At 49.6% G+C, this 11,461-nt stretch carries 15 protein-coding genes; 14 read left to right on the forward strand and 1 reads right to left on the reverse strand.

Annotated features, from left to right (window positions below):
• Positions 1 to 63: 63 nt before the first annotated feature.
• Complete coding sequence (locus tag MKY64_RS31515) at positions 64 to 462, reverse strand: helix-turn-helix domain-containing protein (RefSeq protein WP_340957839.1); 399 nt, start codon at positions 460 to 462, stop codon at positions 64 to 66.
• Between the two features lie 204 nt (positions 463 to 666).
• On the opposite strand from MKY64_RS31515, the gene MKY64_RS31520 reads away from it, so the two are divergent.
• From MKY64_RS31520 to MKY64_RS31585, 14 genes are all read left to right on the forward strand, one after another.
• Entirely contained in the window at positions 667 to 1,188 is a 522-nt protein-coding gene (locus MKY64_RS31520; RefSeq protein WP_340957840.1) for a sigma factor-like helix-turn-helix DNA-binding protein, read from the forward strand.
• A gap of 97 nt (positions 1,189 to 1,285) precedes the next feature.
• The gene (locus tag MKY64_RS31525; protein WP_340957841.1) at positions 1,286 to 1,708 is read left to right on the forward strand and encodes a hypothetical protein; all 423 of its coding nucleotides are present in this window, start codon (positions 1,286 to 1,288) and stop codon (positions 1,706 to 1,708) included.
• Complete coding sequence (locus MKY64_RS31530; RefSeq protein WP_340957842.1) at positions 1,705 to 1,977, forward strand: hypothetical protein; 273 nt, start codon at positions 1,705 to 1,707, stop codon at positions 1,975 to 1,977. Before MKY64_RS31525 ends, MKY64_RS31530 begins: the two co-directional genes overlap by 4 nt.
• 3 nt (positions 1,978 to 1,980) lie before the next feature.
• Positions 1,981 to 3,426, forward strand: a complete 1,446-nt coding sequence (locus MKY64_RS31535; protein ID WP_340957843.1) for a phage tail sheath family protein — start codon at positions 1,981 to 1,983, stop codon at positions 3,424 to 3,426.
• 14 nt (positions 3,427 to 3,440) lie between these two features.
• Positions 3,441 to 3,959: a phage major tail tube protein gene (locus tag MKY64_RS31540; protein ID WP_209878874.1), complete on the forward strand. Its 519-nt coding sequence runs from the start codon at positions 3,441 to 3,443 to the stop codon at positions 3,957 to 3,959.
• Between the two features lie 12 nt (positions 3,960 to 3,971).
• Positions 3,972 to 4,292 carry a phage tail assembly protein gene (locus tag MKY64_RS31545; protein ID WP_051477757.1) on the forward strand — a complete coding sequence of 107 codons (321 nt, stop codon included), beginning with the start codon at positions 3,972 to 3,974 and terminating at the stop codon, positions 4,290 to 4,292.
• A gap of 149 nt (positions 4,293 to 4,441) precedes the next feature.
• Positions 4,442 to 7,372 carry a phage tail tape measure protein gene (locus MKY64_RS31550; protein ID WP_036721800.1) on the forward strand — a complete coding sequence of 977 codons (2,931 nt, stop codon included), beginning with the start codon at positions 4,442 to 4,444 and terminating at the stop codon, positions 7,370 to 7,372.
• On the forward strand, positions 7,369 to 7,569 hold the full coding sequence (locus tag MKY64_RS31555; RefSeq protein ID WP_209878878.1) for a tail protein X: 201 nt from the start codon (positions 7,369 to 7,371) through the stop codon (positions 7,567 to 7,569). Before MKY64_RS31550 ends, MKY64_RS31555 begins: the two co-directional genes overlap by 4 nt.
• A gap of 14 nt (positions 7,570 to 7,583) precedes the next feature.
• Positions 7,584 to 8,606, forward strand: a complete 1,023-nt coding sequence (locus MKY64_RS31560; protein ID WP_340958219.1) for a phage late control D family protein — start codon at positions 7,584 to 7,586, stop codon at positions 8,604 to 8,606.
• On the forward strand, positions 8,607 to 9,023 hold the full coding sequence (locus MKY64_RS31565; RefSeq protein WP_340957845.1) for a phage baseplate assembly protein V: 417 nt from the start codon (positions 8,607 to 8,609) through the stop codon (positions 9,021 to 9,023).
• Positions 9,020 to 9,460, forward strand: coding sequence for a phage tail protein (locus tag MKY64_RS31570; RefSeq protein ID WP_235191732.1), 441 nt, complete (start codon positions 9,020 to 9,022; stop codon positions 9,458 to 9,460). Before MKY64_RS31565 ends, MKY64_RS31570 begins: the two co-directional genes overlap by 4 nt.
• Positions 9,457 to 9,786 carry a GPW/gp25 family protein gene (locus MKY64_RS31575; RefSeq protein WP_339251581.1) on the forward strand — a complete coding sequence of 110 codons (330 nt, stop codon included), beginning with the start codon at positions 9,457 to 9,459 and terminating at the stop codon, positions 9,784 to 9,786. Before MKY64_RS31570 ends, MKY64_RS31575 begins: the two co-directional genes overlap by 4 nt.
• A 3-nt stretch (positions 9,787 to 9,789) precedes the next feature.
• Complete coding sequence (locus MKY64_RS31580) at positions 9,790 to 10,917, forward strand: baseplate assembly protein (protein WP_340957847.1); 1,128 nt, start codon at positions 9,790 to 9,792, stop codon at positions 10,915 to 10,917.
• Positions 10,910 to 11,461, forward strand: coding sequence for a phage tail protein I (locus MKY64_RS31585; RefSeq protein ID WP_340957848.1), 552 nt, complete (start codon positions 10,910 to 10,912; stop codon positions 11,459 to 11,461). The genes MKY64_RS31580 and MKY64_RS31585 overlap by 8 nt, the downstream gene beginning before the upstream one ends.

An 11,461-nucleotide genomic window follows, 5' to 3' on the forward strand; every position in this document is an offset into this window, starting at 1 on the left:
ATGTTCGTATATATGGATATGCGGAATCAGCCCGTTGGCTGAAACCACGATTTGTTCTACTTTTTAATTGGTGTCTGAAGAATTGGCTTTTTTCTTTTCTTGGTCTTTGATGAATTGCCAGAAGGTTAACATTTCGCGTTTACGCTCCTCGGGTGCATCCAGGTAATCCTTGAAAAATAGCCCATGCTCTGGATTGTTTAAAAAAGCTTCAAATTCAGACAGCTCAGATAATGATGAAGACGAAGTGTCTTCTGCGCCTCCATTGGCCAGACGGTCCAGTTCTTCGGTAGTGATCCCTAAAGCACGGCAAACCTTAAGAACATTATCAACAGAAGCTCCTCCGACACCTCGCATTAGAATGGACCTCAGCGTAGTATAAGGAATTCCTGCCTTTTCTGAAAAAGCCTTGGTGTTCAGGCCGGTTTCCTCGATTAATCGCTTTAAGACTTCAGCCCGTTGCACACGCAGTCCTCCTCAAAATCCATTAGTGTATACGCTACTTCGTATTCTTAAGTTTATTGTAAAAGGTTTGAAATCAAATGTAAATATGCATTATCGTATTATTTCGGGTACAAGGCTTGACATAATGCGAAGTTGAGCATATTATGATTTAAAAATACGAAATTAAGTATATTTAAAACTATTTTTGATAAGGGGGGAGTAAACATGTGGTGTATAGAGCAGGAGGATTTGGAACTTCTGGATTCGAATTGTGTGCAAAAACTGCTTCCGGAATATCAAATTTCTTTAAAGAGTGTAGAGCAATTATACAGAAATGCAGATGCGGATGATAAGAAGGTAATCGCCGGAATGGTCAGTGACTGCAAGTATGTGATTGAGTGGCTGAGCAGCGGACGCCGGCCGGGGAACAAGCGGGGAATCGAACGGCGTGCGGGATATGAGCGGGAAATTCTGTTAGAGCCGGTTCGTATGCAGAACTTTACCGCCGGGTTCAATGCGGTCCCTTCTGAAGGACTCACTGAGGATCAATGTTTTCAATTGGAATATGTATTGGGGCTGTTAAGCAGAAGGGAGCGGGAGTGCTATATGCTGGCTAACGGTGAAGGATTCTCGCATGTTGCTATTGCTGGAATGCTCATGATTTCGGCAGGCAGTGTAAGTGAGTACATCCAGCGGGCACAAAAAAAGATCAGCTCCGTAATGGAGGAGTATAGGTCCCTTATCTGACAAAGTGAGCTTATTATAAATAATTTAATGGGTTTGTCTAGTGAAAGCCCCTAATAAATAGAAGGGAGGTTAACCAACGTAAATAAGGAGGGCGACAGTGACCATTACATTATTAATTTTGGCCATTCAAAAGTTTCTGCAAAAGGAGTTGGCTGATGATACGCAGCCCGTGCCCCCAGTGCAGCTTGGATATCTTTCACCGAATACAAGCGTAAATCCGGTATATCCGGTAATTATGATTCGGCCTGCTGAGGGTGAAGGAGATTCTGGCCAAGGGCAAATTCAAATGAAGCTTCAATTTGGTACTTATTCAGAAGATGACACAGGCCTGGTTGAGCTGCTTAATCTGATGGAGCGGGTACGTATCCTGCTATTGCGCCAGAGAGTTCTTGAACAGAAATTCAGGTTGGAGGCCAGTTGGACATGGAAGCTTGACGAAGAGCACCCTTCAGCAGTCTGGAGGGGCGAACTTACAACAACCTGGGCATTGCCCCAAATTCGACAGGAGGTAGTATTGTGAATTCTATTGAAAATGCAGACCAGAAACAAACCCAGCGGGAGACGATCCGGATTTATCTGGGGCCTAACCTGCGTGGCGGTCAACTGCTGCAATCCACCGTATTCCGTTCAGGTATTCCATCTTATTTAACGCCGTTAATGGCTGAACAGCCGGATGTGGCAGAACTGATTGTACCTGTTGATGAAATGACGGAAGTGCAGGAGCGCATCCTTCAAGCGGGTACCGCTGAATATACAGTCTATCAAAGGCTTCTAGGGAAGGGGAACTAATCAATGGCATTTAAACATGGTGTAAGCATTATTGAACAATCAACTTCGGTTCTGGCTCCGGCAAAAGCAACAAGCGGGATTCCCTTTGCAGTAGGGACAGCTCCGGTTCATCTGGCGGCGGCAGCTGTACCCGTTAATACTCCCGTGCTTGTGAATAACTACGCAGAAGCCGTAGCAGCTCTGGGATATAGTGACGACTGGTCACAATATACGCTGAGCGAGTTAGTGTATTCTCATTTTGCCTTGTACGAAAGAGCTCCAATGATCCTGGTCAATGTGCTCGACCCGGCTGTCCATAAGACAACGGTTGCCCCGGCAGCGGTAGCAGTCAGCAACAGGCTGGCAACCGTGCAGACCGAAGGCGTGCTGCTGTCAACGCTGGTTGTTAAATCTTCAGATGGCGCTTCTACTTATGTGTCCGGTACAGATTACACGGCTGCTTTTGATGAGAATGGACATGTACTGATTACTACGAAGTCTTCTGGGGCTATTGCAGCCAATGCAGATCAGCTATCCGTCGGATATGACAAGCTGAATCCCGGTGCTGTAGAAGCTGAGGATATCATTGGAGGCGTAACCGCTTCGGGTGAATACACTGGTTTTGAACTGGTTCATCAGGCTTACCCGCGTTTCGGGATCCTTCCGGATCTGCTGCTGGCCCCGGGCTGGTCGCATTTGCCTGCGGTTGCCGCAGTGATGAAGGCGAAGGCCGGAAATATTAACGGGAATTTCAAGGCGATTGCCCTGACGGATATTGATCCATCCCGATCATATACAGATGCCGGTACTTGGAAAGCTAACAATAGCTACACGGGTGCTCTGCAAATTGCCGCCTATCCGATGCTGACGCTTGGGGATAAAAAATATCATTTCTCCACTCAGCTTGCCGGTCTTATTGCTGCGGCGGATGCCGATAATGGCGGTATCCCTTTTGTATCGCCTTCAAATAAGCCTCTGCAAGCGGATGGCACTGAACTGTCCGATGGGACAAGCCAATTCCTCGGAATTGATCAGGCCAGCTTCCTGAATAGTGCAGGCATTGTAACAGCACTTAATTTGGGAACAAGCGGCTGGAAGAGCTGGGGGAACAACACCGCTGCGTATCCGGGCGTAACCGATCCTAAAGATAGCTTTATTCCGGTCCGCCGGATGTTCAACTGGATCGGAAACAGTCTCATTCTGACCTATATGCAGAAGGTGGATGACCCGATGAACAAACGGCTGGTAGCTGCGGTTACGGATTCAGTCAATATCTGGCTGAACGGCCTGACAGCATCGGGGGCTCTGCTGGGCGGTCGGGTAGAATTCAATGAATCCGAGAATCCGGTGACAGATCTGATGGCCGGTAAAATTACATTCCATCTGCATCTTACGCCGCCTGGACCGGCACAGGAGATTTCCTTCCTGCTTGAATACGACACAACATACTTGGCTGCGCTGGTAGCGTAGAAGGAGGAGCAATAATGCCAAAAAGATCAGAACGGGTTATTGATTATTCGGTGTACTTGAATGCCGTCGATTACTTGGGAACAGCAACCGCGACTCTGCCGGAAATTACTTACCTGGTAGATACCATCAAAGGGGGCGGGATTGCCGGAGAAATGGCGGCGCCTTCTCCAGGGTATACGGGAGCGATGAGTCTGGCGCTTAAATGGCGCACGATTGAGAGTGCAGCAGCCTCTCTACTGGCACCGAAGGTCCACACGTTGGATCTGCGTGCTTCCATTCAGACGTTCGATACCGCAACAAGTGAATACCGCGAGGTGCCGTTCAAGGTTACTGTCCGGGCGAGACCGCTCGGCTTGACACTCGGTAATCTGGAGACTGGAGCAGCAATGGATACTACCAACAACTTCTCGGTTAACTATCTGAAGGTCACCCTGGATGGTGTCCAAGTACTGGAAATTGATAAGTATAACTACATTCATAAAGTATACGAAGTGGATTACCTTGCGGCTACTAAACAGAATCTTGGTCTATAAGGAGAGAGCATGATGGGAACAAAAGAATTGGAGGAGACCGGAGCGGAAGTATACACTTTCGCCCGGCCCGTTAACTTTGAGGGCGATACGTTTGAAAGCCTGAGTATTGATTTTGACAAGTTAACCGGTGAGGACATCCTTACCTGTGACCGGCAATATCAGATGGAATCTGCCCGTCAATCTGGCGGGGAATTGATTAAAGAGACCAATAAAGCTTATCAGGCTTATATTGTGGCCAGGGCTGCTGGTGTTCATGTGGGGCTGATCAAAGCTCTGCCCGCTAAGGATTTCACAAAACTTACCTTACAGGCACAAAGTTTTTTGCTGCTGTAGGCTGCGGAGACGGCGATGGGATCAAAGACATCGCCGTCTCTTTGGCCATGCTTACCCACACTCCAATCCCCTATTTTCTCAGCCTGCCTGTTGAGGAACTGGGGGATTGGGCAGAGCGGGTGGCGAGAATTAAAGAAGGGAGGTAACTTATGGCAGGTTCAGGTTCAGGCAATCCAAGCAGCATCAGTGAGCTTATTGTCCGGTTGAATGTATTGGTGAATCCAAATGTTCCCCGCTCTGTTGAGGAAGTGGAACAGCAAATTAAGGATTTGGAAGACGTGCTTAAGGGGCTGGCCAGGGCAGGCTACTTCGATCAACTGCGCGGAGATGCTGAGGACGCTGGCGACGAAGCCGAACAACTTGGTGACAAACTTAAGGCTGCTTTCGAAAAAGTGGATTTCTCCATGCTGACTAAAGCGGTTGAACCCCTAAAAGCCGTCTGGACGGCTGTAAATGATTCTGCCGGGGCAATGGCGCAGCTTCAGGCATCAACCGGATTAACCGCCGCTGAGATGAGCGGAATGAAAGAAATCTCCGATAGCCTGTACAGTCAGAATTACGGTAAAAACTTCGAAGATATCGGTGAGGCGGTTGGAACGGTACAGCAAGTTCTGGGCCAAACCGGAGATGAGCTGGAGAAGACCACCCAGACGGCTATGACGTATCGCGATGTTTTTAAGGGGGATATATCAGACTCAGTACAAGCCGTTGACGCGATGATGCAAAAGTTCGGCATCTCTTCAGAGCAGGCCTATAATCTGATGGCCCAAGGTGCGCAGAAGGGCATGAACACATCCGGCGGGCTTCTAAGTGCCGTAGAGAAGTACAGCGCTGACTTCAAGAAGATGGGATATTCTGCTGACGAGATGTTTGAATTATTAAGCTCTGGCATGGACAATGGGGGGAATTCCCTTGAGGGTCTTGCCGGGCTTGTGAAGAAATTCAGCTCCACCGTAAAAGAGGGTTCGGATTCCACAAAGGCCGCTGTCTATGAGCTGTTTGCACCTGAGCAGCTGAATCAATTCAGTGCTGCGCTTGTAAGTGGCGGAACGAAGTCGAAGGAATTCGGCGAATTGGTGAAAGTGGCCGGGAAGAATGGAGCTGTTGCCCTGGTCAAGGATTTGAAGGCGGGCGGAGATTCGGCGAGCAAGGCCATGCTTCAACTGCGCAAGACAATGGGCAATGGGGATGAAATCTTCAAGGGGCTGGCAGACGGGTCTATGACCGGTAAGGATGCCATGAATCAGTTGATTGCGAAACTAAAAGCAATTAAAGATCCGGTTCATCAAGCGGCCCTGGCCAGCGCTATATTCGGGTCTCAGTTTGAGGAGATAGGTAACAAAGCGGTGTTGTCGCTGGGCCAGACTCGGCATCAGTTTGATATGACCCGGCAGACGATGGATGAAGTGTCTGCGATTAAGGATAATACGCTAACCGAGCAGTTTGCAGCCATAGGGCGGGAGTTGATGTCCGGTCTTGTGGTTCCTCTGGGAGAGAGCGTGATGCCTGCACTTCAGGGGTTGACCAGCTGGGCGTCAGACAACAAAGAAGTGCTGATGGTCATCGGTCTCGCTGTTCCTGCTGCGATGCTGGCCACAAAAACAGTGAAGATTGTTCAGGGGTTCTCCACGATCATTAAGGCGGCCAGCGCGGCCAGCGGAGCGGCTGGAGGATTTGCAGGTGCACTGGGATTGCTGACGAATCCCGTAGGTCTCGCTGTTGCCGGTGTCGGACTGGTCACGGCCGGTGTCATCGCCTTCAAAAAGCATCAGGAGGATGCGCGCCAGGAGCTTTTGAATATGGGGGATGTGCTGGGTGAATCCTATGCTAATTATTCAGCGATTGAGGAGGCTAATTCCAAAACCCAGAATCTAATCACTGAGCATGACCGATTGACAGGGAAGATTAAGGATGCAAGAACTCCAGCTGATGAATTGTTAGAAGCCAGACGAAAACTGAAGGATGTAGAGCAAACACTTATCGATATGAATCCTAATATTTTGTCTGCTGAAGGCTCCAAGAATGATAAATTCCGAGAACAGATGGGTCTTGTCGGAGATATTGCCAAAGCCCGAGAAGAAATGGGACGTCGTGAACTAGAACATGAGGCCCTTACTGCACAAGCCAAATTGCCTGAATTGGAGAATAATTATTCAGAGCTGACTCAGAATCTTAAAGATCAAAGTGCCGCCTATGAGGAGATGAAGGTAAAGTATAGGGACTACGTCGTGCTTATGGAGGAGTACAACGAAATAGAATATAGTGATCTCGATCCTAATCAAAAAGGCGAGAAGTTTTTAGCTTTTTCTAAAAAAGCAAGCCAAGTGACTGGGAAAGATTATACAATAATAGATCACTTTGAAGATGACTATTTTAAAATGGAGGAATCCATTAATAAGAAGAACAACCAACTTAAGAAAACAGATAGTGATAGGAAAGAGGCAGAAGATGGTCTGGTCAATTATTATAATACTCAGAAAAAAATAATTGAACTTGATCTTGGTGGTACCTTGCAAGAGCAAGCAGCCAAGTACAAGGATATGTCTGTTGCTGAACAAGATCGATTTAGGCAGGCTCTGGATAAGGTGATGCTTCTTAACGCTGCGCTTGATAAGCTGCCTGCTGAAATGAAAGTGAATTTGCAGCTTATTTGGGAGCAGATAGGGAAAGTTCCGAATGCTACTGGAGTTCCAGGGGGAGAAGGCAAAGAAGGTGTCAAACCGAAAGTGAAACCATACCACCCGCTCTATGGTGGGCCAAGCATTGCAGAATACGCTGAAGGCGGTATCGCATATGTGCCCTCTATTTTTGGTGAGGCTGGCCCTGAAATTGCTATTCCCTTAAACCGCAAGCCCCGGTCGAGGTCTTTGCTTGAGAAGGCAAATGATTTAATGGGGTATAATAATAATTCCGTTAACAATGGGGATATCCATGTAACTTGGGCGCCTAGTGTAACCCTTCAGGGTGGCGATAAATCTGTAGCTGAACAGGTACGGGAGGCTTTAAGGCAGTCTGAGGACGGATTCGAACGCCGGTTCAAGTCGATGCTAGTGCAACAGAGGCGGGTGAGCTTCCAATGATCTATAGAACGGTACAAGGCGATATGTGGGATGGGATTGCTTTTAAAATCTATGGAGATGCCCGTTTCCTGACGCTGCTCCTGAATGCTAATCCGGCACATGCTGCTGTCAGTGTATTCTCAGGCAATATTGTACTGAATGTACCGGAGCTGCCCTCCGACATATCCAGCTCATTACCTCCTTGGCGAAGGGAGTGAAGCACGTGGAACTTATGCAGGATGCACGCAGAGCGGTACTCGAGCTGCGCTATAACGGAAAGGACGTTACGCAGGATATCACTAAATCGTTGACAGACTTTCAGTATAATGATGCTGCCTCGGGTTCGTTAGATGATCTTACAGTTACGCTTGAGGACAGGGAGCGCAATTGGCAGGGGCCTTGGTCACCGGTTGAAGGCGATCAATTGGTTGCTGCGATACGGACGGTCAACTGGGACAAGCCGGGTGAAATTAAGAAGCTTCCGCTGGGCACCTTTGAGGTAGACAGTATTGATTTTAGCGGTCCTCCCGACACGATCTCGATTAAGGCGGTCTCGCTTCCCGTGACCTCCGAAGTTCGGATGCAGCGCAGCTCACGCAGCTGGGAGAAAACCAATCTGAAAACAGTAGCTGCCCAAGTAGCCAAACGCGCGAAGCTCAAATTAATCTACGAGGCACAGGACAACCCCTCTTATGATCGGCTGGAGCAGTCGGAGGTGTCGGACTTGGCCTTTTTGCTGAACACAGCTACACAAGAAGGTATCGCGATTAAAGTATCTTCTGGAAGCCTGGTGCTTTTTGATGAACAGGAATATGAACAGAAAGAAGCGGTGGCCACGATCGTGCGGGGGGAGACTAATGTGACAGATTACAGCTTCACTTATAATACTGCCTTTGCAGCTTTCCGGGCATGTACAGTGACGTATACTCCATCACAGGGCAAAGAGTCCTTGAAGGCCACGTATACCCCTCAAGGCGCGCCTAAGAGCGGTCCAATTCTTAAGATTAATGAACAGGTCGACTCGCAAGCAGATGCTATGCGGCTGGCCCGTAAAAGGCTCCGGGAAAAGAATAAAGAGGGCGGCAAAGGTACTCTCTCGCTTATGGGAGATCTAAGGATGGCCACAGGACTCACGATTAATATCAAAGGCTGGAAGCGGTTTGACGGTAAATACATTATTGAATCGGCAAGGCACTCAATTGGAAGCAGCGGATATACAACCAGTCTGGACATTCGTAAAGTATTGGGGTGGTGAATGGTGATACTTATTGGCAGGGTATCTACAGCTAATCTGGCAGCCGGAAGTGTCAGGGTTACTTTTGCAGACCGCGATGATATAGTTTCCGCCGAGTTACCGGTTCTAACACCGGGCGGCTGGGGAAAAGGCAATGCAGTACCGTTGCCGGGAGAGCGGGTCGTGTGTGCTTTTTTGAATCATGCGCGTTCCGCTGGCATCTGTTTGGGAACCTATTTTGCGGATGACGGTCAGCCTTCCGGCACCCAGGATCAGCGGGGAGTATGGTTTGAGGATGGCAGCTATGTCTATTATGACCGAACAGCCCAGAAGCTGAATGTTAAGGCAACCGGCGGGGTGCTGATCGAGGGAGACTTGACGGTTACCGGCAAGCTGTCTGCCAGCTCAGTTCATGATGGAGGAGGCAGAACCGGATGAGCAATAAGGGCAGTAATGACCAGAAGCAAGATTATAAGATGAATAAAATTGGCAGTCTAGGCCCGGTGGTCTTTGTCGTTGCGGAAGGCGCCATTCGTACCATAGATGAATTCAAACGCAGCAGCTCCAGCCGGTGGGCGCAGCATGACATTATCGGCAAGAAGCCCAAGAAGGAATTTCTGGGACCGGGCGCAGATTCGGTTTCATTCTCGGTTCATTTCTCGGCGGCGCTTGGCCTTAATCCGCGCAAAGAGCTTGACAGGCTTACCGAGCTGGACCGTGCCGGCAAAGCGATGCCGTTAATCATAGGACGCAAGAATGTCGGGGTTGGGCTATGGGTGATCAGCAGTCTGTCGCAGGATTGGAACAGGCTGGATAGCATCGGCAATGTGCTGGACGCACAGGTCACGATCTCGCTTGAGGAGTATGTGAAATGATGTATACCATTGATATGACTCAGCCTAGCCTGATTGATTTTAGCCCGGTAACAGTAGCAGAGGAAGTGGCTCAGAATATAAGGATGATCCTGGCTACTCCGCTTGGGAGCGCACCGTTGGCCCGTGGAGTTGGTCTGGACTACTCGATTATTGATGAACCGGCATACATCGCTGAATCCCGCCTGACGGCAGCGATCATCACAGCCATTACAGAGCAGGAGCCGCGCGCAATCGTGGCCGATATTTCTTTTCACAAGGATATAGAAGAACAGCTTACAGGCAGCTTGGCCGTTGTATTGAAATATAGCCTGGCAGAGGAGGAGTAGGAATTGGAATATGCTGAATTACCGGATATCCGCTTTTCGGAGGAGGATGCAGCAGCCATACAGCAGAATGTCATCACTGTATATGAAGGCCTTGCCGGACGCACTCTACAGCCTGCCGATCCGGTGCGGCTTTTTTTGTCTTCGCTCGCAGCGGTGATTATCCAGCAAAAGGTGCTGATCAATCAGACAGCCAAAGGAAATTTACTGCGGTATGCCTCCGGAACATTATTGGATCACATGGGGGCTTTTCAAGGATCGAAGCGGTTAGAGGCATCTGCGGCAATCGTTACGCTTGAGTTTGCTTTGTCCATCCCGCTGGCTTCAGCGACCCCGATACCGGCAGGGACACGCGTCGGAGTACAGGGAGGGAAGGGCACGATTTATTTTATAACCATGGAGTACTTGGAGATTCCTCCGGGAGAGACTGCGGGAATGATCAAGGCAAAATGCTCCGAATCGGGGACAACAGGGAACGGGTTCTTGCCCGGGCAGATTAATGTTCTAATGGACCCGCTGCCTTTTGTCCAGTCGGTAACGAATCTGACCACCAGCTCTGGCGGCGCTGCTGCTGAGACAGATGAAGCATTCAAGGAACGCATACGCCATGCGCCGGAATCATATTCAACGGCCGGGCCTCAGGGAGCATATGAATTCTGGGCCAAGTCCGCTTCCTCGGCAATTAAGGATGTTCATGCCTTCTCTCCGGCGCCCGGGCGTGTAACCGTGGTTCCGTTACTGGCAGAGGGGGAGATTCCAAACGAGGATGTCCTGAATTCAATTGCCGAGACTTTGGAGGACAGGGGAATCCGGCCGCTGACAGATCAGGTAACCGTGAGTGCGCCGCAGCCTGTCAGTTATAATACTGCGCTGACCTATTATATTAGCCGCAGCCGGGCTGCTGAGGTTCCGGGTATCCAGGCGGCAGTATCGGCAGCTGTTGCTGCTTATCAGCTATGGCAGCGCTCCAAGCTTGGCCGGGATATCAACCCGTCAGAGCTAATATCCCGTATTATGGCTGCCGGGACACTACGGGTGACGGTAACAGAGCCCGTGTATAAAACCATGTCCGCAACCCAAGTGGCTCGATCCGGCACAACGGCACTGACTTATGGGGGGCTGGCAGATGATTAATATCCAGACCCTAAGCCTGAGCGATCTGCTCCCGCCTTCCATTCGTAAGGACCCTGCCATGGCCGCGGCCGCGGCTGCGTTAGATATACAGTTGCAAGAGACAACCGCTATGATCGCCGGTCTGAATATATTCAGCCGGTCAGCGGAATGGACAGATGCGGAAACGGATGAGCTGGCCTGGCAATTCAAGCCGCCGTATTATGATCCGGCTCTGCCTGTTGAACAGAAGCAGCTGCTGATTCAAAATGCAATTCCCTTTCATAGGCACAAAGGGACTGCCGGTGCAGTAGAAGATCTGATCGCCATCCTGTTTGGCCAGGGTGCAGTGGAAGAATGGTGGCAATATGGAGGAGATCCTTATCATTTCCGGGTGGTCACCAACAATGCAGATGTGACTGCTGCACGGGCTCAGGAATTCATTGCCGCTGTTGATGCGGTTAAGCGGTTGTCTGCTGTACTGGATAGCGTCACTATTTCACAAGCGGAGCCGCTGCCTCTTTATTTGGGCGGCTTTTTACATTTCGGGGAACATATTCAGATTTAG

Source organism: Paenibacillus sp. FSL R7-0210 (assembly GCF_038009085.1).
GTDB classification, from domain to species: Bacteria; Bacillota; Bacilli; order Paenibacillales; family Paenibacillaceae; genus Paenibacillus_AQ; species Paenibacillus_AQ silagei.